Source organism: Shewanella avicenniae, assembly GCF_017354945.1.
Lineage (GTDB): Bacteria > Pseudomonadota > Gammaproteobacteria > Enterobacterales > Shewanellaceae > Shewanella > Shewanella avicenniae.
Map to the genome: position 1 here is coordinate 3,644,659 of NZ_CP071503.1, position 26,644 is coordinate 3,671,302.

The window sequence follows — 26,644 nt, forward strand, 5'->3', positions numbered from 1 at the left end:
CTTAGCCGAGCATGGCAGATAGTACTGCCGCATCCTGAGTTAAAATAATGCCAGCAGCTTGCATCTCATCACAGGCGGCATTGGCGCCCGCTTCGCTGATTGCGCGGCAAGCAGCAAGGTTGAGATAGACTCTAAAGCCCGCATCTGCCAATTGCAGCGCGGTCGTTTTAACACAGAAATCGAGTGCTAACCCGCCCACAATGACAGTGGTCACTTCTTTTTGCTGCAGCCATTCAATCACCCCAGTAGAGATGCGATTGCCTAAATCATGATAGCAAGCGCCATAAGGATGCATTGCCGCTTCAACACCTTTGTAGACAAGGAAATCGTACTCGGCAGGATTAGGCAACCCCGGAATGAGTTCAAAGCCGTCGGTGCCCGGCTCAGCATGGCGCACCCAAGTGAGATCCGCATCGGCATAATTCAGCGGTTGTAACATCTTTTCGGGTGCATCAACCACCCATTTTGCGTTGGCGCTGTGGGCGTCTTTTGAGGCGATGCGATAGTCGGCAAGTGCGGCTTGAGCATTGAGTTCTGCGGCAATTTCATCACCACCGCTGACCGGTAGTTCATTCGGGCACAGTGGAGTGAAGGTACGCTGGGCATCCACGTCAAACGAGGCAATCATAAGCTCATTCCTTTGGAACAAATAAGATTTATGCTGTATTGGCACTATAGCAAAGCAGGCTGATTGCTCTAAGAAAAAACTGACCTTGGCGTCATTTTTCGCCGGGAAACTTAGCCTGGTTACCCTCAGTTAACAACCCGCACCACCAGCTGTTTACAGCGGCTTTTGCCACATTCGGCGAAATTATCATCACAATCGAGCATTTTCTCGATTAAGAACTCACTTAATCAGGAATATTCCGCCTGAAGACACCCCATTTTTAATAGAAATTTCTTTTTGCGGTGGCATTCACTTAAAAATCGACCAGAATTTTTAGTAACACCACACATGCTTCGGCTTCGTCCTCTGTGCAAGGAACTTCATTAATGAAAATTGCATCGATTCAAGGGAAAATTGCCGCTGTGGCAGGGATATGCCTTTTAATATCAGCAGTAACACTTATCGGATACGCATTGTTTAGCGCCAATGAAAACGAAACGTTAGTTTCTAATCGCGTTGGCACCTTAGTCGAGAAGCAGGCCAGCGACGCCTTGCTTACCCTCGCACAGGAACGAGCCGGCAGTATCGCCACTGAGTTTAGTCACGCTCTGGATATCACCAAAACCTTGGCTAACAGCTTTGATTTGGTGCATTCAGAGACACGACCAGTGAATATCTCTCGCGCAGAGGTGAACAATATTCTCTACAACGTGTTGACCCGCTACACCAACCTCAACGGCACCTATTCGTGCTGGGAACCCAATGCCCTAGATGGCCGAGATGCCGACTTCGTTGGGGCCAATGATGGAAATAATAAAGAAACGGGACGCTTTACCCCCTATTGGACCCGCAACGCCGCGGGCCATATTGCAGTACAACCCCTTGTGGAATACGACACGGATACCAAGCACCCGAATGGCGTACTCAAAGGTGGCTGGTACATAGGCCCGAAAAACACCCTAAAACCTAGCGTACTCGATCCCATTCCTTACATAGTACAAGGCAAACAAGTGTGGTTGGCTACAATCTCTGCGCCGATTGTCGAAAACGGCAAGTTTTATGGGGTTGTAGGTGCCGATTACGACCTGACGTTTGTACAACAACTGGCGACTAATCTGCAAAAAGAGCTATACAACGCTACCGCTGAGGTCACCATTGTGAGTTATCAGGGGCTGGTCGTTGCAAGTAGCTCGCAGCCAGACAAAATTGGCCAGCCATTAGCCCAAGTTGTGGGCGATGCGCGCGCGCAAAAAGCGATTGAACGTATTCAAAAAGGTGAAACCTTACTTGAAAACGACCAAGAAGCGAAAAAGATGCGCGTGTTAGCGCCAATCACCCTCGGTGATACAGGTAAACCATGGGCAGTAATGATCAATGTGCCTCAAGAACAGGTGCTGGCTGAAGCAATGGCCTTGAGCAATGAACTGGCTGAAAACAGCCGCAGTGATGTTTTTTGGCAGTTTGCCGTGGGTATTGGGGTGACCGTAGTGGCACTCGTCGCCTTATGGTTATCAGCAGGTAGCATCGCCCGGCCGATCAGTGAAGCCGCCAGTGTCGCCCGCACCATTCGCCTTGGCGATTTTTCCAAGCGGATGCAATATCAGTCAGGGGATGAAGTCGGCCAACTCGCCGATGCACTCAATGAGATGAGCGCCAGCCTCAATGATCGCGCCGGATTAGCGAAGCGGATCAGCGAAGGGGATCTGACCGTTAATGTAGAACTCGCCTCCAGCAATGACCAACTGGGGCAAGCGCTGCGAGAGATGGTGGCACATTTAAGCCAGTTGGTGCGACAGATCCAAGACACCTCGCAAAGCATTGCTGACAACTCCACCCAAGTGTCAAATCTCAGTGAAGTGTTGTCCGATGGCGCCATGCAGTCGGCATCATCGATAACCCAGATGGGCGCGGCGATGGTAGAAATATCTAGCCAGACATCCGCCAACGCCGATAACGCCGACAAAGCCAACCGCTTCTCCAATGAATCCACAACCGCCGCAGAAAAAGGCGCAAGCCATATGGAAGAGATGGTCGCCGCGATGAAAGCGATCCACGACTCCGGCGAACGGATCCATCAGATCATCAATGCGATTGATGAAATTACTGCACAAACCAACTTGCTGGCACTGAACGCAGCAATCGAGGCGGCGCGCGCAGGTGATGCAGGCCGAGGCTTTGCGGTGGTCGCCGATGAAGTTCGCCAGTTGGCGCAACGCAGTGCTGATGCAGCAAGTGATGCCGCCAAGTTGATTGATGAAAGCTCGGCCAATACCCAGTCTGGGATTGCCATTTCACAGCGTACTGCAGAAGCCCTCACCCAAATCCGCGCCTCTACCGCAGAGGTATCGGCGTTGGTGGCCAATATTGCAGTGGCCTCAGAGGAGCAAGTACAAGGGATTAACGAGACCACAACTGGCCTGAATCAGGTAGATGGTGTCACCCAGCGCAACAGCGAAAACGCCATGGCCTGTAAAGAATCAGCCTCGGAACTGTTACGCCAATCCACACAACTGAAAAATTTGGTAGCACGCTTTAAAGTGAACTAACTCATTGAGGTAGCTTTCACCGCAGTGCAGCGGGTTTCAATCCTTGAACTGCGGTGAATTTTTATCGAATAAATCCAAGCTAGGCTAAGTTAATCCAATAACGCACCAACGGCTCAGGGTCATCCATGCCCACAATAACCTTGTCTACTTCACCGCCATTGGCTTCAATGACTTTCCGCGACGCTTTGTTTTGCTCTTCCGCGACCAACAATACACGGGTTAAGCCGCGTGCCCGCGCCTGTTGCAAGACCTGGTGCAACATCATGGTGGCATAGCCTTTACTGCGCTGCGACGGTGCAACATCGTAACCAATATGGCCGCCTTCCCAATTCAGATAGGGAGTTTCAATATGGTGGCGTAAGCGAATTGCGCCGAGAATCTCGCCATTGTCCACCAGCCAATAATGGTTGCAAGGCACTTGCTCAGGCATTAATTGCTCGCCGCGCGCTTCGGCATGCAGCTGCTGTAAATAGCTGGCGAAATCCTCAACACCTGCCGCATAGTAGCCCGCATTACTGGGGTCCCATTGCACAAAGTCCTGATAAAAACGATAAAATGCTGCTTGAAAAGCGCTATCTGGTGCAATCAACTGCATTTTCTACCTCGTGACTTTTAGGATTAGCAGATTCAAATCGTCGAGTCCCTCAATGAGCAGCCACGACCGTGTGATTAGGTACAACAGACGCCGCGGTTGAGCGCTGAAAGCTAGCAAAAATGAGATATCTCAGACTAAAATCAGCCATAAGGTTGGTTACCATAACACATCGACCAGCGATCTGTTGTCGGCCGAAGCATAGAGAGATAACTTGCCAACATTAACGCCTCAAAACGACCAAGAAACAGCACTCAATTTGCCACTGTGGTTGAGCAATAAGCTGATGCGCATTCCTCTGTTAAGCGATCTGCTGCTGCTGGTCTTATGGCTGCTGCTGTGGCGGGTTGCAGCGTTGATGGAATACGCACCTCACGCCAGCATTTGGTTTCCGCCAGCAGGTGCCAGCTTCGCGGCATTTTTACTGCTGGGGCTGCGCGCAGTGCCGGCGATTGCCATTGGCAGTATTCTGGTGACTTTCTGGGAAAGTTATCTCTATCATACGGGTATGTCGGCAACACAATTGCTTAGCATCGGCAGCCTGTTTGCCATCGCCCATATTTTGCCCTATTACGCAGGCGCCAGTATTTTACGGATGTTTATTCACAGCGATGAGCAAAAGCTGCCAAGGCTGATGCTGGCATTTGTGATTATTGGCCCGCTCAGTTCGCTCAGTGCCAGTTACTGCATTCAAATTTCTTTGATGTTGGGCGGTGCCATCTCTGCTAATGACAGCACCAATTTCCTGTGGATCCCGCTGTGGGTGGGTGATTTGATTGGGGTCATGGTGTTAACACCATTATCGATTGGGCTGGTCAGTCGGATTTTCCCTAATAGTGGCGTGTGGCTCAGCGAGATTGGCCTGCGGCAGTCGCCCGGCCCCAACCTGCCATTTTTTGGCAAACTGCTGTTGGCGGCGTTTTTATCCACGCTGATCATGTTTACTGCAGCGTTTTTCCAAGTGCGTGAATTAGCCTTTGGGATTTTCTTTATCGGCGTGGTGCAGATGTGGATTGTCTACACCGAAACCCCGCTGAGGAGCGCTGTGAGTATCGCTTTTCTCAGTGCGTTAACCGCTTTGCTGGTGCAGCAATTGACGCTCGGTGACGATGCGCTGATTTATCAGTTTTCCATCAGTGTGCTCGCCGCCAGTACCTATTTTGGCTTGTTGATTCCGGTGTTGGCGTCCAACAACGAACGCCTGCAAGAGATCGCCCATAAAGATGGCCTAACCAAGGTGTTGGCACGGCAGTATTTCTTCCAACTCGCGGCGCAAGAGTTACAACGTGCCCGTTACTACCATCAACCCATCTGTTTGGTAGTGTTTGATATAGACCACTTCAAAAGCATTAACGATACCTACGGCCATACCGTGGGCGATCTGGCATTGAAGCAGCTCAGCCAAACCGTGACCTCTGAGCTTGGCCCGGCAGATTTGTTAGGGCGTTTTGGCGGTGATGAGTTTATGTTGCTGCTGCCTGGCAGCGACCTTGAACAAGCCCAAAAGCTGCTGTATTTGGTGCGCGAGAAAGTGATCGCGCTGAAGTTAGAGCAGTTAGATATTCAGCTCAAATGCAGTGCTGGGGTCACAGAAATTCTGGCAGAAGACACGCTTTTGAAAGCGTTTGAGCGTGCCGACTGCATGCTGTTTGAAGCGAAAAAACAAGGACGTGACAAAATCGTGGCCACGATCTAACCCAGTTACAATCTGGTGATTCGCGCGCCCGCTTGTCTGTGGCATACTCACGCCAATTCAATCTTGGTCGCTGCTGAATATGCACATTATCAACTGTACCGCCGCAAAGCACGGCGCTGCCATTTTGGCGATTTTTAACGATGCCATCGCCAACACTACCGCCTTATATGAATACGCACCGCGTGATGAGGCGCGGATTGCGCAATGGTTTGCCACTAAAGCGGAGCAACACTTTCCAGTATTGGGCATGGTAGACGATCAACAACAACTGCTTGGCTTTGCCAGCTATGGCCCATTTCGTGGCTATCCTGCCAATAAATACTCGGTGGAACACTCAGTGTATGTTGCTGCAGAACATCGTGGCAAAGGCGTGGCAAAAGCCTTGATGCAGGCATTGATTGATGCGGCAACCGCGCAACAACTGCATGTGATGGTGGGGGCGATTGATGCCACCAACCAAGCCAGTATTCAGCTGCATCAACGCCTCGGGTTTCAACATTCCGGCACCTTGCCGCAGGTGGCATTTAAGTTCGGGCGCTGGTTGGATCTGGCGTTTTATCAACTGATCCTGCCAACGCCGTCGCATCCTATTGACGGATAATTACTGCTTCAGTTTATAGCTGACTTCAACGCGATCAGAGAAGGTGACCGAACCATACTGATAACTTTGATCGCTTGATGCCTGCTTCAACTCCGCAGTACTGAAGCGTAAACTCGCGACCGGTGTCTGCTCAAAATAACGAATCGACCATACCCCATCGAGCTTCGCATCAAAGCCTTTGGCTAACGCTTTGGCCTTTTGCTTGGCATCCGCAATCGCCGCATCACGCGCTTGCAGTTTCAACTGCAGCTCTTTACTGGATTTCAGATTAATCGCCCGTACGCTATTCAAGCCTTCCGCTAACGCCTTATCTAACACCGGATTTAACAGCGCTAACGGCAAGGTCAGCGTCACGTCACGACTGGCGCGATAACCGACCAGCACAGGTTCTTCATCTTTGGGATAACGATACTGTGGAGCCAAAGCTAAGTTGGCACTGCTGATATCTTGTTTCGCCACGCCGGTTTTTAACAAGCGCTCGATAAACGCCGCCACAGCCGTGTCTGCCTGATCTTTAGCGGCGGCTGCGGTATCGGCTTTTACCACCACCGCCACAGTGACTTGCGCTTGATCAGGTTCAGCCTCAATCTGACTGACGCCAACGGTTTCTAACAAGGGTAAATCCGCCGCCTGCAGCGCATAACTGGCCAATAACGCAGGCATTCCACAAAGCACAACACGAGTTAACGGAGAAAATTTCATTTGATATTCCTTGCGCCATAACGTCAGCGATTACGCTAGGAGATGCAGCCCGAATTGGCAAGCACTACTCCGCCTTTGTTCAGGCGCGCTTCAGGATGTTTTTTAGCCAACGACGCTGTACCTTTTAGCTGGCTGCGGTATAATCGCGGCCTTATTTTTCTGGGCTAACTGCCCAGCCCGTTAATAGCATCGCGGAACGCCTATCTTGAAAAATTCAGTTGAGACTTTTGACCCGAAACAGACCACCACTCTGGAGACGGCCGAGAAAACCCTCGCGCAAACAGCAGACAGCAATAACGCTGTGGCCAGCGGTAACCGCATTGGCTTTGTCAGCCTTGGTTGTCCCAAGAATTTGGTAGATTCAGAACGTATTCTGACCCAACTACGCATTGATGGTTATGAAGTCACCAACAGTTACCAAGACTCTGACTTAGTCATCGTCAACACCTGTGGTTTTATCGATGCCGCAGTGGAAGAATCCTTGGATGCGATTCGCGAAGCGCTGGAAGAAAACGGCAAAGTATTGGTCACTGGCTGCCTTGGCGCCAAAGAGAACCAGATCCGTGAAGTACACCCAGATGTGTTGGAAATTACTGGCCCGCATAGCTACGAAGCTGTGCTCTCGCATGTGCACAAATATGTGCCAAAGCCAGCGCACGATCCATTTACCTCACTGATCCCACAAACAGGTGTGAAGTTAACCCCTAAGCACTATGCCTATTTGAAGATTTCTGAAGGCTGCGACAACCGTTGCACCTTCTGTATCATTCCTTCGCTACGTGGTGACCTCGACAGCCGCGAAGTGGGCAGCGTATTGGATGAAGCCAAGCGCTTGGTTGAAAGTGGCGTACAAGAAATTCTCGTAGTTAGCCAAGACACCTCAGCTTATGGTAAAGATTTAGGTGGCCGTACCGGTTTCTGGAACGGTATGCCAGTGAAACAAAACATCACCGAGTTGGCGCGTCATCTGGGGCAGATGGGCGCGTGGGTGCGCTTGCACTACGTTTACCCATACCCTTGGGTCGATGAGTTGATCCCGCTGATGGCGGAAGGTTTAGTGCTGCCGTATCTGGATCTGCCACTGCAACATGCCAGCCCACGGGTACTTAAGCTGATGAAGCGTCCGGGCCGTATCGACCGTCAATTAGAAGCAATCCGCAAATGGCGTGAAATCTGCCCTGACTTGGTGATCCGTTCAACCTTCATTGTAGGCTTCCCAGGCGAAACGGAAGAAGACTTCCAAATCCTGCTCGACTTCCTCAAAGAAGCGCGCTTGGATCGCGTGGGTTGTTTCAAATACTCAGAAGTTGAAGGCGCTGCCGCCAACGAACTGGGTGAAGAGATGATCAGCGAAGAGGTAAAAGAAGATCGCTATATGCGCTTTATGGAAGTGCAGGCGGAGATCAGTGCTGAACGTTTAGCGCGTTTAGTTGGCCGTGAGTTGGATATTCTGATCGACGACGTAGATGAAGAAGGTGCAATTGGCCGTTGCTATGCCGATGCGCCAGAAATCGACGGCATGGTGTTTATCAATGGTGAAACTGAACTGGAACCGGGCAATCTGGTACGTGCAGTGATTACTCACTCTGATGAACACGATATGTGGGCAGAACTGGTAGATATGCCAGATGAAGCTGAGCAGGATTAATTAGCTCGCGTGAAACGTGTTTAGAAGCGTGCCGCATGGCGCGCTTTTTTATGCGCCAAACATTTTTCGCTACCGCGTTAACAGCCTACAGACATAGCTAATCCATAAAAATCAAAAGGGGCAAAGCCCTTGTGTGCTTGCCCCTTTTGGTTGCGTTGCTTACGTTGAAACGCCCCTTTGCCCTTTTTCGCCGACTCAGTGCGAGTGCGAAACAGCGGACTGGTGACGGCGGCTTTAAGCGCGTTATCCATAATATCTCCGCGCCCAAATTCATGTTGCGGTTGCGACCGCAGCTTAGCTTTTGCCATAACAACTCCTTCGGTTTGTACGACTGAATTAACTGACGCGATTTAGCGTCGATGATTGGACATCCATCTACAGCAGATGTTCAAAAAATCGGCCGCAATACTACGCCAAGCGGGTTAAAAGTCCAGCAATTTTCATCTGTATTTCCCCGCCACAATGCTATACATTGACGCAAAGCTATTAATTGTCCGACACCACAATTAATCATCACAACTACAATAATCGAGACACATTTTTCATGACTGTTGGCGCAAAAGGATTGATTCGCACAGGCTTGATTTCTATCGGATTACTCGCTGCTCAGAGCGGTGATCCAGCTCAAGCGGTATCATTGAGTATTCCCCCATTAATGACTGCACCCGAGATGCTGATGCAGCTTAACCAACAACTTATCCTCAGCAAGAATGCCCCACGAAGACTCAATGCTTGGTGCAAAAATGTGTTGGGCGATCAGCAAGGAATTCGCGTCAGCCAAACCAATGGCGCAGCACCACAACCCAGTGCCGAAATTCGACAACTGCTGCAGGTAACCTATGACACTGAACTGAGTTATCTCAAGTTAAGTTATCAGTGCAATCGCCAAGTGGTGGCAGTTTATGAACATTGGTATGTACCGAGTCTGGTACCGCCAGAGCTAAAAGATAACCTGCAACAAGCCGACCTCCAGCTCGGTGCCCAACTCCGCCAGCTGGGGTTCTATCGGCAGAGCTTGAGTAATCGCCCATTATGGCCAGAGACAGGCGCCCTACCAATCTTTGTGCTGCAACATCAAGCCTTGTGGTATCGCAGCGACAAAACCCCATTTAGTGCCGTGACCGAACATTACACCCGGCAGTTACTGCCGTTGGCACAACAGGGGCAACATTCGCCCTACTGAAAAAGGCGCCACTGGCGCCTTTTTTATGGATATTTGAGTAAAGATGTCCGCGATTAGTTACCGGCGATCTTCATTTCATCGAGCAAAATGGCGCCGGTACGAATTGAAGAGCGCAACTCGCGATCACTGCTGACCGCCACCATATTGCGGTACATATCTTTCAGATTACTGGCAATGGTGATCTCTTCAACGGGATAGAGGATTTCACCGTTTTCGACGTAAAAACCTGCCGCGCCGCGCGAGTAATCACCGGTCACTGCGTTAACGCCTTGCCCCATCACTTCAGTGACTAATAAGCCAGTGCCCATCTGTGTTAACAGTTGTTCCAAGGTTTTACCGCTGTCGGACACAGTCCAGTTGTAAATACCGCCAGCATGACCGGTATTCTTCATACCGAGTTTACGCGCCGAGTAACTGGTCAACAGATAGGTTTGCAGCACACCATCGGTGATGATGGCGCGGTCTTGAGTCGCCACCCCTTCACTATCGTACATGGCGCTGGCCAAGCCGCCGCGTAAGTGCGGTTGCTCTTGAATACTGAACCATTCAGGGAATAGCTGTTGATTGAGCGAATCCTGCAAGAAGCTGGATTTGCGATACAAACTTGAACCGCTGATCGCGCCAACAAAGTGCCCCAGCAAACCCGTGGCCAACTCTGGTGCAAAAATCACCGGCAGTTTGCCAGTAGGTAATTTACGCGCGCCAAGTCGATTAATGGTTTTCTTCGCGGCACTGCGGCCAATCTCAGCGGCAGACAACAGCTGCTCATATTGGCGCGCCACAGCGTAATCATAATCACGCTGCATATCGCCCGCTTCATCGCTGCCAATGACCACACAGCTCAAGCTGTAACGGCTGCTGCAGTAACCGTGCAAAAAACCGTGGCTATTGCCATACACTTTAATACTGCTGTGCGAATTCGCCGTTGCGCCATCGGAGTTGGTCACCCGCGGATCAAATGCCAGCGCAGCGGTTTCGGCTTCAATGGCTAATTCAGCCAACTCTTCAGCGGTACTATGGCGTGGGTGGTACAGATCTAAATCGGGGAATTCGGTCGCCATCAACTCGGCGTCAGCTAACCCTGCAGCAGGGTCTTGACTGGTATAACGCGCAATGCCATCGGCGGCTTTTACTGCTTGGCGAATCGCTTCAGGAGAGAGATCTGAAGTTGAGGAGTTGCCCTTGTGCCCATCCCGGTAGACGGTGATCCCCAAGGCACCATCTTTATTAAATTCAACCGTTTCCACCTCTTTTAAACGACAAGAAACACTCAAACCTTGCTGTTTACTGATGGCAACTTCGGCGGCACTGCTGCCTAAACTGCGGGCATATTCAAGTGCTGTGGCTACCGCATCTTGCAGTGCCGACAGCTCGGAATCGATGAATGGAACTGACACTATGCAACTCACTCAAGAAAATTATGCCGTTAAGCATAACAAACCCGCGCTGAGTTCTCATATACAAAACTGACGAAAGCGAATGAAAATCGGCGCCGATGCAGACGAAATCGCTTTGTAATGCTACAATCTGCGCGATTTCACAGGAAACCAGAGTTATGAAGATCGTCGACGATTCCGAGCTGTTAAAACAACCCTATGACCACGATGGCGAGTATGTTAGTAAGTCCGCATTAAAACGCGAAAGTACTGCTGCTCAAGACCTAGGTGCGCAGTTACTGACACTTAGCAAAAGCCAGCTAGACCGTATCACCCTTGATGATTCGCTGCTGGATGCGTTGGCGTTGGCTAAAAAAATCAAGCCGAATACTGATGCTCACCGCCGTCAGGTGCAGTATATCGGCCGTTTGATGCGTAATATTGATATTGAGCCGATTAAAGCCTCACTAGACAAGATCATGAACCGTAAAAATCAGGTGGCTGCGCAAGTGCAGTTGACTGAGAAATTACGCGACAGACTGTTAGCGGAAGGTGATGCTGCGGTGCAAGAATTGGTTGAACAATACCCATCATTGGATCGCCAAAAATTGCGCCAAATGCTGCGTCAAGCCAGCAAAGAGTTGACCAAAGTGGAGCTGAGCCAATCAGCCGCAGCCAGCAACTTGTTTAAATATCTGTTGGCAGAAACCTCAGCGTAATTTTCGGATTTCGGCTAACAAGAAACGCCATCGGCTCACTGCTGATGGCGTTTTTTTATGGCAAATGGATAGCATCGGCCAACGCGAGTTGCCGACGACGTACACCCCACACAGCTAATAGCAGATACCCCAACGCCAAACCCCATAACTGCAACCACTGCGGCATGATTTGGCTCCAATCCGCGCCCATCTGATTTAGTTGCAACATCGCCATCATGCCCGGAATGGCAGGCACCAGTTGCGAAAGCCAAATCAACGGCTCAGGGATTAGCGTCAGTGGCCACACAAAGCCGCCCACAAATAGGATTGGCATCGAGGTTAACAGCATCACTTGGGTGGGCAAATCACGCCGATTGAACAAGGTGCTGAGTGCCATGCCCGCCGCTGCGGTGGCCAGCAAAAATGGTAGCATCAGCAGTAATACTTGCCCAAGGGACGCCAAACGCCCGACATCGTAACCGTAGAAGCACCAGCCGACATAGAAAGCACTGAAAAAAGCATACAGCAGTGTGAAGGACGCGATGCGTAAGCACACAGTGGTTAACGGCGAAAACTGCTGCCAGTAACCTGTTTGACGCCATTGCCCAGCGCCCAAGATCCCCATACCGATCAGCAGGGTTTGGTGCAGGATCAGCAAAAACAACCCTGGCACCACATAGCCGGGATAACCCAAGCCAGCATTAAATACCGCCACTTCATTCAAGGCTATTGGTGCAACCTGCTTCGCCGCAGCAGCAGGTAGAATGCCGTTGGCCAACAACCCTTGCAGCTGCAACTTGCCGCTAATATCGAGCCCGGCTTCGGTTAAGCCCCGCACCACCGCCGAATAGATCAGAAAGTAGCTGGCATCTCCGGCAAAACCTAGGGTGACTTGCTGACCGCGTAAAAGATCGCGTCGAAAGCCTTCGGGGATCAGCAACAGCCCTTTGGCCTGATCACGGTCGATCATTGTCTGCGCTTCCGCCACTGAGCCCGCTCGCGCGATAATAGCTACTTGTGAGTTGGCATCGGCATAGCGGATCATCTGCCGCGATAACGATGAGTTATCGAGATCAACCACCACCACAGCTTGGTCAGTGGCCACTTGATGAATATAGGGCAACGGATAGAGCACTGAGTAAAACAGCACACCGCCAAACAAGGTCAAGGCGATAGCACGATCGCGCACAATCGCCAGTAGATCAGTGACTATCCAACCCCAGTAACTCATGGCGCCACCTCGGTTACCATCAATGCCGGGTTGGGGCGGCGTTTATAAGCCAACAAAAGTGCTGGGATCAACAGCAGTAAAAAACCCGCCATCCCCGCGCAGTGTTGCCACATCAAGGGCACATTGCCATAACTGACGAGGCTGATCTGCGCTTCCATGTAATGGCTTGATGGCATCAATTGACGCCATAGTTTAGCGATCGTCGGCATTTCGGAGGTAGGAAAGGTAATCCCCATATAGGCAAAGGCTGGGGCAAACAACGCGGTCGAAAAGCTGATCACCCGCGCACTATCGGCCAGTAAAAAGAAGATGGTCATCACCCACAAACCAACTGCAAGTAACAAACACAACTGCACCGGCAGCAACCATAACAGCTGCGCGGCAGGTAAGCCGAGATAGCCATAAAGCAGCGCTAACATAAATTGACCATGCAGCAACAAGATGGGCAAATAGAGCGCCAATTTGGCACCGATAAGCTTCAACCAACCAATTTGATAGCTTTGTTGCCAATGGCTTGGAGTTAGTTCGCGATTGAGGGCATTGGCAAAGATCAACATCGCCAGCAGTTGCCATAAAGCCACCAAAATCGGCGGCACTAAAAAGCCAACGTAGTTGGTATTGCGATTAAACAGTGCGGTGGTTTGAGTCGTGACGGGGGCAATGTGGGTAGTCACTAACTTCGCTGGAACGCCATGAGCAAGCAGCGACTGCCGTGACAAATGCTGTAAGCCGTCCGCCAGCGCTAAACTGATTTGCGACGATAATAGCTTACCCACCAACAGAAATTGGCCGGTGTAACGAATATCAATTTGCGGCTGTTGCCCCAGTAGCAACTCACGGCGTAAACCATTGGGCAGTGTGACCATGGCAAACACCTCACCTTGGCGCATTGCCGCCACGGCGTCAGCGTGATTGGTGTAGCTAATTACCTGATTTACCGGGCTGGCGTCTAACGAACGGCTCAGCATTCGGCTAACGCTGGAGTTATCCTGATCCACCAATGCCACCGGCAATTGCCGCGGCAGTCCCGAAGAAAATAGCCACCACAGCATTAGAAAGCCGAGCAGCGGAATATAACTGATTAATGCCAGCTGCCAGTTGTCCTGCTTAAGTAAGCGAAGCTCACGCCGCAGCAGCGCCAACATTAGTCCATCTCCTCCAGCAGCACCGTCATTCCAGCGCGAAGATCCGCAATCGGCGTGGTAGGCCGTAGCTCGACCTCAAAGGTGCGCAGATCAAAATCATGGCCGCTTTCGGTAGCACGCCAAGTAGCAAAATCGCCCAGCGCACTGATATAACTCACTTTAAATTCAAATGACTTGCCCAATGCGGGAATGCGTAGTTGCTTAATATCACCTTGATGGAACTGCTTTAGCGCATCTTCGCGGACTTGAAAGATGGCCCAGCTATCTTGCATATCAATCAAGCTCACTACCGGAAAACCGCTACCAGCCAGCTCTCCCGGCTGCAATAACACTTCGGTAATTTCACCAGATTTTGGTGCACGCATCTGACTATCGGCCAGTACCGCATTCACCTCTTGCACAGCGCCCTCGGCGCGTTTGGCATTCCCAGCAGCAGCAACTTTTTGTTCGCTACGGGCGCCCTCTTGTGCCATATCAAACATCGCTTTCGCTGCTTGTTCGGTATATTTGGCCGCTTGCCATTGGGTATAGGCTTCATCGCGTTTCTGGCGTGCGACCACCCCATCATGGTGAAGGTTTTCCACACGGTCATAAGTGGTTTTCGCCAGCTCAGCAGCCGCTTTGGCTTTGAGCCACTGCTCGCGGGCTGCGGCAATTTGTTGCTTACGGGCACCGTTGTCTGCCTCTTGCTGCAAGGCTTGCGCCGATTGCAGTGCGCCACTGGCTTGCAGCAACTTGGCATTGAGTTCAGGACTATCAATAGCAAACAGCAGATCACCTGCTTGGACACTGTCACCGCGACGCACCATCACTTGCTCTACTCGGCCCGCCACTTTAGACGAGACGTTGTATTCACGCGCTTCCATCTGTCCTTGCAGCGGTTGTGGCGTGGGCGTGTAGGCTAACACCAAGCCATAGATCAGCGCGGCAGCAATGCCACCTAAAGCGACCGTCGCTAGTACCGAATTAGCGCGCATTCCTTATCTCCTGCTGTTTACTGTATCCAATAAAATCATCTAATTGCCCGCTAACTGCCATCAGGTGTGCATAGGCTTGCAGATAGCGATATTGCGCCGCCAACTGCTTGGTATTGACTGCACTGAGTTTTAATTCAGCGTCAACGCGCTCCACCGAGGTCGCCAAGCCTTGATTGAATGCCAATTCACGTAGGTGCAGATTTTCGACCGCTAATTCCCGCGAGGTATTCAGCGAGTGGATCTCCTCTGCGGCCTGTTGCATCTGGCGGTAACTCTGATCCACCAGCAGGCTCAGATCTTCGGTGGTTTGTGCTTTGGTATAACGGGCTTGCAATAACGCACTTTTCGCCGCCAACACTTTGCCACTGCGGCCATCGCGGCTAATAATCGGCACTCGCACCCCTACGCCCACCATCCAATCCGGGCTCATCTGCGACAGTAAGCTATCGTCTTCATACAGGGTGTAATTACCGAACAGATACACTGTGGGCTTAAATTTGCCATTTTCCAAATCAATCAAACCCTTGGCTTGTTGCTCTTTGGCCGCGAGCAGTTTAAGCGCTGGATGTTGGCTTAAAGTTAATTCAGTCACTTGCGGCAGTGACGGCGCTTGCTGCAGCACGAACATCGGCGTGCTGGCATTGGCGTCGGTTTGATGCAGTAAACGTCGCAGCGCGATTTGCGCCAACTCAAATTGGCGCGTGGCACTCGCCAACGTCACCTTGGCATCGTCGAGCGCCACTTCAGCGTTGAGTCGCTCAACTTTGGCTATCTGCCCCTGCTGTTCCATTTTTAGCGCGTGCTGATAATGGGTGGTCAGCGATGCGACCAACTGCTGTTGCGTGCTCACTAACGACTGGCTCACGGTCACGGCAAAATAGCGATCGATCAGCGTGGTAAATAGCTCACGCCGAGTCAGCTCATGTTGCTGTTGTTTTTCGGCCAGCTGCGCCTTACGGATGCCTTGTGCCGCAGTGATTTGGCCACCGGTGTAAATCGGCCACATCGCCTGCAAGCTGGCGTTAAAGACCTCTTGCTCGGTGAACGGCGTAATAAACATCGCATGGGGAATGGCGGCAAAAATTTGGGCAAACTGTGCAGGTAATGAGGACAGATCCATTGATGCCAATGGATTTAAGCGGGTGATATCCAGTTCGAGCGGCTTTTCCAGCCGAGTATAACTGCCGTTTAGGGTAAGTGACGGCAAGTAAAGCTCTTTGGCTGCTTGCTGCTCAGCTTCGGCAGAGACCATTTGCAGGCCGTCCGCCGCTAACTTATCGCTCACTTGTTGTAGCTGTTGCCATGCATCAGCCAAACTCACTGGCGTTGCCTGTGCCAACGGCAACCACAGCAAACTTAACCAACACACTATTTTGTTGCGCTTCATCCAAACCTCTAGAGTATTTACTCTAACTCCATGTAGATAATATCACTGGCACCTATGAGATGCCAGCAAGCCAACAAAGGCGACATTAAACCCAACTGGTTTAAGCTGTGCCGCCTACCGTCATGCGGTCGAGTTTCAGCGTAGGTTGGCCAACGCCGACGGGAACGCTTTGGCCATCCTTACCACAAACGCCAACCCCTTTATCCAACGCCAGATCGTTACCGACCATGGAGATCATGCTCATCGCTTCTGGGCCGTTACCGATCAAGGTGGCACCTTTGACCGCTTGGGTAATTTCGCCGTTTTCAATCAGATAAGCTTCTGAGGCAGAGAACACAAATTTACCTGAGGTGATATCCACTTGGCCGCCACCAAAGTTAGGCGCGTAGATCCCCTTTTCAACTGAGGCGATAATGTCTTTTGGATCGCTCTGCCCCGCCAGCATGTAGGTGTTGGTCATCCGTGGCATTGGCAGATGGGCATAGGATTCACGGCGGCCGTTTCCGGTCGGCGCTTGTCCCATCAAGCGCGCATTGAGCTTGTCCTGCATGTAGCCCTTGAGCACGCCGTTTTCAATCAATACGTTGTAATGCGTTGGTGTGCCTTCATCATCGATATTGAGCGAGCCACGACGATTTGGCAGAGTGCCATCATCCACAACAGTGACCAGTTCTGACGCCACTTGTTGCCCCACACGCCCACTAAAGGCACTGCTGCCTTTACGGTTAAAGTCACCTTCAAGGCCATGACCAACGGCTTCATGCAACAATACGCCTGGCCACCCAGCACCCAATACCACCGGCATTTCACCGGCAGGTGCATCAATGGCCGTGATGTTGACTTGCGCTTGGCGCACCGCTTCACGGGCAAAGGCAAAGCACATGGGCAAACCATCATCGCCATTAGCCATCAATACTGAGTAGTCGTGACGACCACCGCCACCTGAACCACCGCGCTCACGGCGCCCCTTGTCTTCAATAATCACCGAACAGTTAAACCGCACCAGTGGCCGAATATCGGCAGCCAAAGTGCCATCACTGGCGGCGACGAGGATCTCTTCGTAAACCCCAGCAAGGCTGACCACCACTTGAATGATGCGGCTATCAAGACTGCGAATATAGGCATCAGCTTGTTTGAGCAGCTCAATTTTGCGGGCTTCGTTGAGCGCCGCGATTGGATCGTGCTCGGCATATATCGGCTTAACGCCGCGACGTTTCCACGCCTGTACCTTGTGTTGGGCGCCACTGGCGGCAATACCACGAGCGGCTTCAGCTGCTGCGGTTAACGCGTGCGGAGTAATTTCATCCGCGTAAGCAAATCCGGTTTTTTCACCACTGTTGGCGCGTACACCCACGCCCCGTTCAATATGAAAACTGCCTTCTTTGATGATGCCGTCTTCCAGCACCCATGACTCGTGGCGACTGCCTTGGAAATACAGATCGGCAAAATCCACTTGATGCTGATGGATGCGTTTCAGATAGCCTTGCAGATCTTCGAGATCGAGTCCTTGCTGTAACAGGCTGTCCCCAACTTGAGTTAAAAATGGCATGAATACACTCTCACTAGAACACAGGTTCTGGTTGATAATTATTTTTTCGACGCCGCCTGTAATTGCGGTGCCGCAAAGCGATTATGTTGGCAGACTGGCATATCTTGACGAACTTTCGCAACTAGCTGTTTATCTAGCTTAGCTTGCACCCAGCCGGTGCCCTCGGCTAACTGCGCCACAATGTTGCCCCAAGGGTCGACAATCATCGACTGCCCCCAGGTTTGACGCCCGCCTTCATTATGGGCGCCCCATTGTGCCGCCGCCAAAATATAGCACTGGGTTTCGATGGCGCGGGCGCGCAGTAAAACTTCCCAATGCGCCGCCCCCGTGACTTTAGTAAACGCCGCGGGAACGATAATCAGCTCAGCTCCCTGCAGCCGCAGTGCTCGAAACAGATCGGCAAAGCGCAGATCGTAACATACGGTCATCCCCAGATTGCCAAAGGGCGTGGGGATCACCGATACCCGCTCACCCGCGCAAAAGGTGTCACTTTCACGATAGGCGCCAGTGTTATCACTGACATTCACATCAAACAGATGCAATTTGTCGTAACTGCCGAGTTCAACACCTTGATCGTCAAACAAAATGCTGCGGCTATACACGCGGCCATCCCCACTGGCGACTGGAATCGTCCCTGCCGCAAGATATACTTGATAACGTTTAGCTAATGTGGCGAGTCGGGCTTTGAGCGAATCATCGCCGCTGGTTGACGCCCAAGCTAACTGCTCACCTTCGTGGCCGCCGAACAACAAACTACATTCTGGCAATACCACCAATTGAGGCTCAGCGGCCTGACGCGGTAACTGCGCCAGTTGCTGCTCAATAAACGCGAGATTCTCAAGCGGCTTGCGGCTGCTTTGGCACTGTAACAGGCTGACTTGCATGGGGTAGCTCCTCGGTCGCTGGCGGCTCGGGTTGTGGCAATGTCATGGCAGGGGGCAATTGCTCAGCTGTTGGTTCAACGGCTGGCTCAACCTGCGACTCAAGCTTCGGTTGCGAGGGTTGCGCAGCAGGAGATGTTGGCATCGGCACCACATTGCTTGGCATAGTCTTTTGGCTTGCATCATTTGCTGCTGGCACAGCAACCTCAACTGCCGCTGGCGCGGTGGCATCAGTGGCGTTTACATCACCGCCATTGTGTAGTTCCGCCTCTGTATTATTGGCATCCACCGCGTTATCCGTCGGCAGAATACTCTTCGGGATCTCTATCTCTTTGCTTTTACGCTCAAGCTCTTCCAACTTAGGATTCGCCATGGTGCCAGTGAGGCGGAAACGAATTTCCGAGATGACTTCAATCACTGGCTCGAGCACCTTGGTTAAGGCGAACGCGCCCAAGCCCATCGTCCACGCGCTGGTACTCAGCAGTACCACCGTTGGTACACTTGAGGCCAATTTTGGCGCAAAACGAATGTCATAGTTGAGGCTTTGACTAACCAAATCGGTGTAACCGCGCACATTCATGTTGCCCGCTACCGCATCCATCTCGGTATTGGTGGTTTGTAACTGTCCGTTATTCAAACGCAAGTCGCCACCAAAGCTATTGAAATAAAGCCCTTTACCAAACACATCCGAGAAATCGAGCGACAGTTTACGCAGCAGCGAATCCAAGCTAAACAGCGAGAAAATGCGCGCACCTTTGTCGCTTAGCTGCTCCATATGGCCTTTACCAAGATCAAAGCGCACGTCACCGTTTAAGGTCGGCAGATTAAAGGCGGTTGGGCTGCCGTGCCAATCAAGGTTAGCGTTGAGCTTTAACGCCGATTCTTTCACGCCTGGGTTGACGTCAAAAATGGCCGCCAGTTGTTCAAAATTGGCCGAATCTACGGCAAAGTTGACCTTGGTGAGGTTCTCGCCATCTTTGGTTAACCAGTCGCCCTGCCCTTGCAACTCACCTGCTGGCGAGCTTAACGAAAAGGTTTGGATATGATAGCCACTCTCTGACGGTGCGCCTTGTAATACTAGGTGACCAAGACCGCGTCCGAGGTAACTAAAATCGTTAATATCCACCGCTAATGGCGGTAGTTGCGATGGTTCAGTAACGGTAGCGGCAGAGTCTGCAGCGGTTGCAGGGACGGCTACCAATGCCAAGTGATTCGCGACCACTTTTAAGCCTTGATTCCACCAATCGGGGAAGATCTCCACGCTGCCGTTAAATTCCGGTGCGTCGATATTAAACTGCCAAGACTGCTCAGTATCATGCGCGTCTAGATTCACGTTGGTGAATTGATGACCCAACATGGCGAGTTGTGCCACGTTACCGCCGATCGCCGCTAATGGAGGGAAGAAGCCTCGCGGTTTTGCCGCGTCTATCAGCTCGACAACATCAGTGGCGGGGACCGCCGTCGCATCCATTGCTGCGGTGCTTGCTGCCACATCAGCATTCACCACGGGCTCAGCACTTTGGCGATCCGCTTGCACTTTGCCATAATTAACAAAGGCTTCAATCACTGGTTGCCAATCATTAAATTGGGTTTCGCCTAACGCCAGCCACAACTTACCATCTTGCTTCGTCAGACTATCACCGCTGCGGAAAGGGCGACCGAGCATGACATCGTAGCTTTTCAGATTGTCGGCATCGACATCAAAACTGCCCCAGAATTCGGCGAGATTGGCCATGCGGATATCGAGTGATGCCTGTTTATCGTCACCCAGTAGTTCAGCCGAGGCGCTGAGTGGTTGCCCGACCAGCTTATTAAATGGTGCCGGCATATTTAACGCGGTTTGGGTTAAATCGGCATCGGCATTGGCTTGCACGCGAAAACCTGTGTCATCAAAAATCAGCCGTAAGTTAGCGTTCCAGCCCATTTTGCCGCTATAAAACGGTTTGAGCGGATTGTTGAGTTCATCGGGCAAGCGACTCAGATCCCACTGACTGTTCAGCTTCACATTGACACCAAAGTGCTCATTGACGCGGCCAGTATTGAAACTCAAGCTCAGCGGTTGACGGTACATGAATCCGGTCAGTTTTTCGGAGCTAATCAATTCATTGACAAAGCTGACATTGCCATTCAGCTTATTGAGGAACACCCCAGGTTTACTGACGTACACTGGCGTATTGTTAAATGCGACCTGACCCCGCACATCCGTTTGACCACCTTCGTAGAGCGGAATGTCCAGATGCAACTCGCCTTCAATCGCGCCGCGGATCTGCACGATATTGAGGGTGGAACTGACACTGGTCAGCGGCGAACGTTTCATCACCTCGGTGACATCTTGGCCTCGGGCATTGAGCTTGGCATCCACCAACAACTGGCTATGCTCAGCCATAGTTGGGATCACAATATCGGCGCCGCTAATATCCACTTTGCGCAGCATCCCTTGCTGCACATGGAGCTTCATGGCGGCGTTTTCAAATAGGGCATCGAGGGTTAATTGCGTCACCGCAGGCCAGTTCGGCTGAAATGCATAGCTCCCTTGCTTCATAGTAAAGCCTGCTTGAAATACCCCTTGCTGCTCGGCATAAGGAAAATCGGCAAAGGCGCCGCGCCACACCACGGCGGCATCATCGGTATGCCCCGCTTTGATGGCGTTGGTCAGATAGCTGCTAAGGTCTTTACCCATCGCTTTGATCGGAAAATAACGATGCGCTTTGGCCATATCATGCAGTTGCAGTGCTGCTGACAAACTCAGTTGTGGACTCTCGCTAAAATCCATCGCGGCGCTGGCGTTTAAGCTTAAATCTGAGTTAGCTAACGCCAGTGCAGGCACGATTAATCGCTGCGCCGCCAGATCAAACCCCAGTTTCATTGCCTCGCCGTCAAATTGTAACGGTGCGCTAAATTGATCGCCAAAATCTAACTGATAGGCCTGCGCTGGAAGCTCGGCAGACAGAAAGCCGCCATGCAACGCTAAAGTAATATCGAGCGGAGCACTGCCCGGTACGCCTGCCGATGGCCGCCAACTGACCTGTTTAATCGGCACGCTCAACTGCAGTTGTTGATCATCACCTTGATAGAGATTCAGCGCGCTAATTTGCCCGCTCGTATTGAGATCCAACACTTGCTGCAGCGCGGTCGGACTAATGCCCGGGATTAACGGGATAAGTGGCCGCAACGCTGACAGCTCAATGCTCGACACATGACCATACAGCTGCTTACCACGGCGCTCGGCCTGTACGCTAAAATCCTGCCACGACTGCTTGTTACTGCGAAATGCCAGCCCCTGACTGCTAAATTGCCAGCCAGTTGCGGTGCTATGCCACACAAAATCACCGCCATCAATGGCGAAACTTTGCTGCTCGTTCTCCTGCTGCCAATCTAATGCGCTCTGCCCCAGCCGAATCAAACCACTGCCAATGCTGCGCTGACTAACATCAAACCAAGCTTGTAGATTAACCACCCCTTGCACCGGAATCGACAGCGGCTCATTTCGCGCTTTACTGCGCTCAGATGCCCATGCGCCTAGGTTAAGTTGATTAGCCGTCAGGTAGAGCTGGCCTTTAATGCTGTCAGGATCATAACCATCCCCTGCAAGATCGACATTGAGGCTTAAGTGCTCACCGCCCAAAGGGGTTTCATCCAGATACAGTGCGCCACTGGCGCGGTGACGCTGACCGTGATTGAGCCAACGCAATTGGCGCAGATGGATGGGTTGATATTGATGCGCCGCGGACACCAACTGCACCGTGGCATCATCAATCGCATATTGTTCGAGTTGCTCTAACAGCAAGGCATAGAGCCAATCAAGATTCGTGTGAGTAGAAGCCGCTTTTGCGGTGGTCGCAGCAGACGCAGCAGCCGGGCGAGTCAACTTGTCGAGATCGAGCGTCAGATAGACATGATCAAAGTTAACGTTTTCAACCTGTGGTTTAAGGGTTAGCAGGGTTTGCCAGAAATCGAGTTTAATCTGCACATTTTGCACCGCAAAGGTGAGCGGTAGCTGCGATTGCTGCGGCAATGACACAGACGCGACGCTGACCGACGGGCCATACGCTTGCCACTTGGCGGACAGTTGGCCTAACTTCAGTTGCACCCCATACTGCTGCTCAACGTATTGCGCTAAACGCTGTTCATCGAGCTGCGGCAGTAGGCCGCGAATAAGACTGACCGTTAGCGCGAATAACACCAAAATCAGTGCTAAAACTTGCCAAAATAGCCGGCCAATCTTGTAAGTTAGGCGTTGTGTCACTAAACCATCACCACATCAAATTTGCTTTGCACGTACATAGGTTCACACTGCAACCGCACTCGCTTACCGATATACACTTCCAGCTCAGCCAGCGAATGTGCTTCATCGGCAGCGAGACTTTCATACACTGCGGGCGCGCAATAAATCAAAAACTCATCGGCTTTATAAGTACGGTCAAGGCGGATAATTTCGCGGAAAATCTCGTACGACACGGTTTCCACCGTCTTCATTGAACCGGCACCACGACATGCTGGGCATTCGCCACACAACACATGCTCTAAACTTTCGCGGGTGCGCTTACGGGTCATTTCCACTAAGCCCAAGCCACTAAAGCCGGAGATATTGGTTTTCACCCGATCTTTGGACAACGCGGTAGCCAGACTGTTCAACACCCGTTGCTTGTGCTCCTCGTTGGTCATATCGATAAAGTCGATAATGATAATGCCGCCGAGGTTACGTAAGCGCAGTTGCCGCGCAATCGCTAAGGTGGCTTCCATGTTGGTGTTGAAGATGGTTTCTTCGAGGTTCCGATGCCCTACAAAGCCACCGGTGTTGATATCTACCGTGGTCATGGCTTCGGTTTGATCGATGATCAGATAGCCGCCGGATTTAAGCTCAACCTTACGTTCCAGTGCGCGCTGGATTTCATTTTCAACGTCGTACAGATCAAACAGCGGCGACGGGCCGTCGTAATGCTCAATCTTTCCTGCCACCTCGGGCATAAATTCTTGTGCAAACTGCTGCAGCTCTTCGACAGTGCTACTGGCATCCACTTGAATACTATCGAGATCGAGCCCAACAAAATCACGCACCACCCGCACCGGCAAGGCGAGATCTTGATAGAGCAACATAGTACCCGGGCGTTTACGCCGCTCACTGACTTTGGCCCACACGCGGCGTAAAAATGCCGCATCTTGGCGCAGTTCATCGGCGCCCGCGCCTTCTGCCGCTGTGCGGATAATAAAGCCGCCATCTTCATCCACAAACGGCACGGTAATATCTTTGAGGCGTACTCGCTCCTCTTCAGACTCAATCCGCTGCGACACACCGATGTGGCTAGAGCCCGGCATAAATACCAAATAACGCGAGGGAAGCGTGATGTCGGTGGTTAAACGCGCGCCTTTGGTGCCGAGAGGGTCTTTCACCACTTGCACCATAATGTCTTGCCCTTGGCGGACCAATTCGGCGATATCGCGCACCACAAAGTTGCCTTTCTCAATGTCGGCAACACATTCGGTATGCGGGAAAATATCGGACGCATGCAAAAAGGCGGCTTTATCTAAGCCGATATCCACAAATGCGGCTTGCATGCCGGGTAACACTCGGCTAATTTTGCCTTTGTAGATATTACCCACCAAACCCCGCTTCATACGGCGTTCGATGTGGACCTCTTGCAATACACCATGTTCGATCAAAGCAACTCTAGCTTCTGTGGGAGTCACGTTGATCAACAGCTCTGAACCTGCCTTACGCGGTGCAGCCTTGCTATTGACGAAACCATTGGAACTCACAATGTACCCCTGCTGAATGCTGATCGTTTGATTTTATCGGTTGCTTCAGATGAAATCTGCACCCGAAACGCGTTAAAGCCGAATTAATGCTTAAACCAGCTGCATTTGTTGTAACAAACTACGCGTTTCGACCAGCGGTAACCCCACCACGGCGGAATAGCTGCCATCGATGCGACTAACAAAGCTGCCGCCTAAGCCTTGAATACCATAGGCACCGGCTTTATCCATTGGTTCACCAGTGGCGATATAAGCATGAATTTGGGCGTCGGTCATTTCGGTAAAGGTAACGTCGGTGGTGACTAGGGTCTGCAGCATTTGAGTCGCAGAAACTAACGCCACCGCGGTCATGACCCTATGAGTCGCACCACTGAGCGAGCGCAACATGGTGAAGGCATCCTGCGCAGTTTGCGGTTTGCCCAACACTCGCTCGCCGACTACCACGATAGTATCTGAACCAAGTACCGCAGCACTGTTGTCGGCCACTAACGCCAACCCAGCTTGCGCTTTCTGCAACGCTAAGCGGGTGACAAAATCCGCTGCCAATTCACCCTCGCGCGCTGACTCATCAATATCGGTGGCTAACACGTCAAAGGAGAAACCCGCCACGCCCAATCCAAGTTGCGCCAATAATTCACGTCGACGCGGAGAGGCTGATGCCAGTACCAATTTCATTGTTAACGCACCTTATATCGACGTCTGATACGTCGCAGTAACCAATAAATCCAACGCCACAAAATCATGCCGGAAACGACAGGCCATAAGAGTTGATTGGAAAACTCTGAATGGTCGAGCAAAAATTGCAGCCAAAAAACGATCAAATGATAAATACACAGCACAATGCCGATCAACACTGTTTGCTGCAAAAACGAATAGGTTCGCAATCGTTGGAAATTAAGCACAATCAGATAGATAACCAACGAATAAGCCAATGAACGGATCCCGAGATGCGCGCCAAGTAACACATCCAACAAAGTGCCCATCACAAAGGCGGTAAGAATGTTGTAGCGATGCGGCAGCGCCATCGACCAGTAGATGAGGATCAACAGCAGCCAATCCGGACGAAATGGCACTATGGTATCTGGCACTGGCATCAACTCAAACAACAAGCCAACTAACAGCGAAAACCAAACGATAAGGCGTCCGCTGGCACGATCTAAGGTCATGACTTAGGCACCTCCGTTGCTTGTGGGTCTTCGGTTGGGCTCGCAACCGGCTTCGCGCCAGCATCGGTTGCAGTTTCCGGCCAAATCAGCAGCAGATAGCGAATGCGATCGAGCGCGGCCATCGGCTGTGCGGTCACTTTGAGATAGTTTTGCCCATCGTCACGATTGATATTAATCACCCGCGCCACCGGATAGCCTTCAGGAAAACGGTTACCGAGGCCCGAAGTCACCAGCAAATCACCGACTTTGATGTCGGTACTCTTCGCCACATATTTCAAATCGAGTTGGTCGAGTTCACCGTTACCGTTGGCGATGATACGCACATCGTTACGAGTGATCCGCACCGGAATGCCCTGCTTCGGATCAGATATCAGCAGTACTCGCGCGGTTAAAGCATTTACTTCTACCACTTGACCGACCACGCCTTGCGCATCGACCACAGGTTGCCCAACCACCACACCGTTATTGCTGCCGTGATTGATCACCACATATTGATGGAAAGGATCACTGGCCACTTCAATCACTTCAGCCACCATTTTGCGGGCATCCATGTGCAGCGGTGACCCCAATAGCGCCCGCAAACGCTCGTTCTCTTGACGCAGATGCTCAAAGCGTTGCAAACGTTCACTCATCAGTAGTTGCTGACGTAAGAGCTCTTGGTTTTGCTTCTTCAACATGCTGAGCGAGGCAAGGTTCTCAGCACTCCAATCAAAAAACTCACCGGGTGCAGTGGCGATATACTGTACCGGGCTTAACAACGATGCCAGTGACTCCCGTACTGGCTCTAATTTTTTATTGGCAAATAACAATGCCACCGACAGAAGTACTGCCAGTGTCAAACGAAACTGAACGGAAACACCACGGGCAAAAATTGGCTGCATAAAATAAATAAGGCGGCATTACAC

The 26,644-nt window shown here is 51.6% G+C and carries 22 protein-coding genes; 6 read left to right on the forward strand and 16 right to left on the reverse strand.

The genetic code is table 11. The annotated features are described in order from the left end of the window. Position 1: 1 nt before the first annotated feature. On the reverse strand, positions 2-628 hold the full coding sequence (locus tag JYB87_RS16030) for a nicotinamidase (protein WP_207354447.1): 627 nt from the start codon (positions 626-628) through the stop codon (positions 2-4). 365 nt (positions 629-993) lie between these two features. Here JYB87_RS16030 and JYB87_RS16035 point away from each other — a divergent pair, with 365 nt between their 5' ends. Beyond that, positions 994-3,153, forward strand: coding sequence for a methyl-accepting chemotaxis protein (locus JYB87_RS16035; protein ID WP_207354448.1), 2,160 nt, complete (start codon positions 994-996; stop codon positions 3,151-3,153). A gap of 79 nt (positions 3,154-3,232) precedes the next feature. On the opposite strand, the gene JYB87_RS16040 is transcribed toward JYB87_RS16035, so the two are convergent. Then, a complete protein-coding gene (locus JYB87_RS16040) occupies positions 3,233-3,748 on the reverse strand; it encodes a GNAT family N-acetyltransferase (RefSeq protein WP_207354449.1) in 516 nt (171 codons plus the stop codon). A 211-nt stretch (positions 3,749-3,959) separates the two neighbouring features. Here JYB87_RS16040 and JYB87_RS16045 point away from each other — a divergent pair, with 211 nt between their 5' ends. Next, positions 3,960-5,441 (forward strand): sensor domain-containing diguanylate cyclase, encoded by a 1,482-nt coding sequence (locus JYB87_RS16045; protein ID WP_207354450.1) that lies wholly within the window; start codon positions 3,960-3,962, stop codon positions 5,439-5,441. A 79-nt stretch (positions 5,442-5,520) separates the two neighbouring features. Continuing rightward, positions 5,521-6,042 carry a GNAT family N-acetyltransferase gene (locus JYB87_RS16050; protein WP_207354451.1) on the forward strand — a complete coding sequence of 174 codons (522 nt, stop codon included), beginning with the start codon at positions 5,521-5,523 and terminating at the stop codon, positions 6,040-6,042. Here JYB87_RS16050 and JYB87_RS16055 read toward each other — a convergent pair whose 3' ends face one another. Beyond that, positions 6,043-6,744 (reverse strand): oxidative stress defense protein, encoded by a 702-nt coding sequence (locus JYB87_RS16055; RefSeq protein ID WP_207354452.1) that lies wholly within the window; start codon positions 6,742-6,744, stop codon positions 6,043-6,045. A 205-nt stretch (positions 6,745-6,949) separates the two neighbouring features. Between JYB87_RS16055 and rimO the strand changes: the two genes are divergently transcribed. Continuing rightward, a complete protein-coding gene (gene rimO, locus JYB87_RS16060; RefSeq protein ID WP_207354453.1) occupies positions 6,950-8,392 on the forward strand; it encodes a 30S ribosomal protein S12 methylthiotransferase RimO in 1,443 nt (480 codons plus the stop codon). Positions 8,393-8,469: 77 nt separating this feature from the next. Here rimO and JYB87_RS16065 read toward each other — a convergent pair whose 3' ends face one another. Further along, positions 8,470-8,700, reverse strand: coding sequence for a ribosome alternative rescue factor ArfA (locus tag JYB87_RS16065; RefSeq protein WP_207354454.1), 231 nt, complete (start codon positions 8,698-8,700; stop codon positions 8,470-8,472). Positions 8,701-8,936: 236 nt separating this feature from the next. On the opposite strand from JYB87_RS16065, the gene JYB87_RS16070 reads away from it, so the two are divergent. After that, complete coding sequence (locus tag JYB87_RS16070; RefSeq protein ID WP_207354455.1) at positions 8,937-9,575, forward strand: hypothetical protein; 639 nt, start codon at positions 8,937-8,939, stop codon at positions 9,573-9,575. Positions 9,576-9,628: 53 nt separating this feature from the next. Here JYB87_RS16070 and pmbA read toward each other — a convergent pair whose 3' ends face one another. Next, a complete protein-coding gene (gene pmbA, locus JYB87_RS16075; RefSeq protein ID WP_207354456.1) occupies positions 9,629-10,972 on the reverse strand; it encodes a metalloprotease PmbA in 1,344 nt (447 codons plus the stop codon). A gap of 158 nt (positions 10,973-11,130) precedes the next feature. On the opposite strand from pmbA, the gene yjgA reads away from it, so the two are divergent. Then, complete coding sequence (yjgA, locus tag JYB87_RS16080; protein ID WP_207354457.1) at positions 11,131-11,670, forward strand: ribosome biogenesis factor YjgA; 540 nt, start codon at positions 11,131-11,133, stop codon at positions 11,668-11,670. 55 nt (positions 11,671-11,725) lie between these two features. Here yjgA and JYB87_RS16085 read toward each other — a convergent pair whose 3' ends face one another. The 11 genes from JYB87_RS16085 to mreC all read right to left on the reverse strand — a co-directional run bounded on the left by JYB87_RS16085 (position 11,726) and on the right by mreC (position 26,620). Beyond that, positions 11,726-12,880: an ABC transporter permease gene (locus JYB87_RS16085; RefSeq protein WP_207354458.1), complete on the reverse strand. Its 1,155-nt coding sequence runs from the start codon at positions 12,878-12,880 to the stop codon at positions 11,726-11,728. After that, complete coding sequence (locus JYB87_RS16090) at positions 12,877-14,025, reverse strand: ABC transporter permease (protein WP_207354459.1); 1,149 nt, start codon at positions 14,023-14,025, stop codon at positions 12,877-12,879. The genes JYB87_RS16085 and JYB87_RS16090 overlap by 4 nt, the downstream gene beginning before the upstream one ends. After that, positions 14,025-15,002 (reverse strand): HlyD family secretion protein, encoded by a 978-nt coding sequence (locus tag JYB87_RS16095; RefSeq protein ID WP_207354460.1) that lies wholly within the window; start codon positions 15,000-15,002, stop codon positions 14,025-14,027. The genes JYB87_RS16090 and JYB87_RS16095 overlap by 1 nt, the downstream gene beginning before the upstream one ends. Further along, on the reverse strand, positions 14,992-16,389 hold the full coding sequence (locus JYB87_RS16100; RefSeq protein WP_207354461.1) for a TolC family protein: 1,398 nt from the start codon (positions 16,387-16,389) through the stop codon (positions 14,992-14,994). Before JYB87_RS16100 ends, JYB87_RS16095 begins: the two co-directional genes overlap by 11 nt. 100 nt (positions 16,390-16,489) lie before the next feature. Next, positions 16,490-17,938, reverse strand: coding sequence for a metalloprotease TldD (gene tldD / locus JYB87_RS16105; RefSeq protein ID WP_207354462.1), 1,449 nt, complete (start codon positions 17,936-17,938; stop codon positions 16,490-16,492). A 38-nt stretch (positions 17,939-17,976) separates the two neighbouring features. Beyond that, on the reverse strand, positions 17,977-18,822 hold the full coding sequence (locus tag JYB87_RS16110) for a carbon-nitrogen hydrolase family protein (RefSeq protein ID WP_207354463.1): 846 nt from the start codon (positions 18,820-18,822) through the stop codon (positions 17,977-17,979). Continuing rightward, complete coding sequence (locus JYB87_RS16115) at positions 18,776-23,065, reverse strand: YhdP family protein (RefSeq protein WP_207354464.1); 4,290 nt, start codon at positions 23,063-23,065, stop codon at positions 18,776-18,778. Before JYB87_RS16115 ends, JYB87_RS16110 begins: the two co-directional genes overlap by 47 nt. Next, complete coding sequence (gene rng / locus JYB87_RS16120; RefSeq protein ID WP_207354465.1) at positions 23,065-24,576, reverse strand: ribonuclease G; 1,512 nt, start codon at positions 24,574-24,576, stop codon at positions 23,065-23,067. The genes JYB87_RS16115 and rng overlap by 1 nt, the downstream gene beginning before the upstream one ends. A gap of 90 nt (positions 24,577-24,666) precedes the next feature. After that, a complete protein-coding gene (locus JYB87_RS16125; protein ID WP_207354466.1) occupies positions 24,667-25,248 on the reverse strand; it encodes a Maf family protein in 582 nt (193 codons plus the stop codon). A 2-nt stretch (positions 25,249-25,250) separates the two neighbouring features. Continuing rightward, the gene (gene mreD / locus JYB87_RS16130; protein WP_207354467.1) at positions 25,251-25,739 is read right to left on the reverse strand and encodes a rod shape-determining protein MreD; all 489 of its coding nucleotides are present in this window, start codon (positions 25,737-25,739) and stop codon (positions 25,251-25,253) included. Beyond that, positions 25,736-26,620: a rod shape-determining protein MreC gene (mreC, locus tag JYB87_RS16135; protein WP_207354468.1), complete on the reverse strand. Its 885-nt coding sequence runs from the start codon at positions 26,618-26,620 to the stop codon at positions 25,736-25,738. Before mreC ends, mreD begins: the two co-directional genes overlap by 4 nt. Positions 26,621-26,644 lie beyond the last annotated feature (24 nt).

Excerpts from the sequence above, each read along its gene's own strand:
- JYB87_RS16030 (WP_207354447.1), bottom strand. The coding sequence starts at position 628 with ATGATTGCCTCGTTTGACGTGGATGCCCAGCGTACCTTCACTCCACTG.
- JYB87_RS16035 (WP_207354448.1), top strand. The coding sequence starts at position 994 with ATGAAAATTGCATCGATTCAAGGGAAAATTGCCGCTGTGGCAGGGATA.
- JYB87_RS16040 (WP_207354449.1), bottom strand. The coding sequence starts at position 3,748 with ATGCAGTTGATTGCACCAGATAGCGCTTTTCAAGCAGCATTTTATCGT.
- JYB87_RS16050 (WP_207354451.1), top strand. The coding sequence starts at position 5,521 with ATGCACATTATCAACTGTACCGCCGCAAAGCACGGCGCTGCCATTTTG.
- JYB87_RS16055 (WP_207354452.1), bottom strand. The coding sequence starts at position 6,744 with ATGAAATTTTCTCCGTTAACTCGTGTTGTGCTTTGTGGAATGCCTGCG.
- JYB87_RS16065 (WP_207354454.1), bottom strand. The coding sequence starts at position 8,700 with ATGGCAAAAGCTAAGCTGCGGTCGCAACCGCAACATGAATTTGGGCGC.
- JYB87_RS16070 (WP_207354455.1), top strand. The coding sequence starts at position 8,937 with ATGACTGTTGGCGCAAAAGGATTGATTCGCACAGGCTTGATTTCTATC.
- yjgA (WP_207354457.1), top strand. The coding sequence starts at position 11,131 with ATGAAGATCGTCGACGATTCCGAGCTGTTAAAACAACCCTATGACCAC.
- JYB87_RS16085 (WP_207354458.1), bottom strand. The coding sequence starts at position 12,880 with ATGAGTTACTGGGGTTGGATAGTCACTGATCTACTGGCGATTGTGCGC.
- JYB87_RS16090 (WP_207354459.1), bottom strand. The coding sequence starts at position 14,025 with ATGTTGGCGCTGCTGCGGCGTGAGCTTCGCTTACTTAAGCAGGACAAC.
- JYB87_RS16095 (WP_207354460.1), bottom strand. The coding sequence starts at position 15,002 with ATGCGCGCTAATTCGGTACTAGCGACGGTCGCTTTAGGTGGCATTGCT.
- JYB87_RS16100 (WP_207354461.1), bottom strand. The coding sequence starts at position 16,389 with ATGAAGCGCAACAAAATAGTGTGTTGGTTAAGTTTGCTGTGGTTGCCG.
- tldD (WP_207354462.1), bottom strand. The coding sequence starts at position 17,938 with ATGCCATTTTTAACTCAAGTTGGGGACAGCCTGTTACAGCAAGGACTC.
- JYB87_RS16110 (WP_207354463.1), bottom strand. The coding sequence starts at position 18,822 with ATGCAAGTCAGCCTGTTACAGTGCCAAAGCAGCCGCAAGCCGCTTGAG.
- JYB87_RS16125 (WP_207354466.1), bottom strand. The coding sequence starts at position 25,248 with ATGAAATTGGTACTGGCATCAGCCTCTCCGCGTCGACGTGAATTATTG.
- mreD (WP_207354467.1), bottom strand. The coding sequence starts at position 25,739 with ATGACCTTAGATCGTGCCAGCGGACGCCTTATCGTTTGGTTTTCGCTG.
- mreC (WP_207354468.1), bottom strand. The coding sequence starts at position 26,620 with ATGCAGCCAATTTTTGCCCGTGGTGTTTCCGTTCAGTTTCGTTTGACA.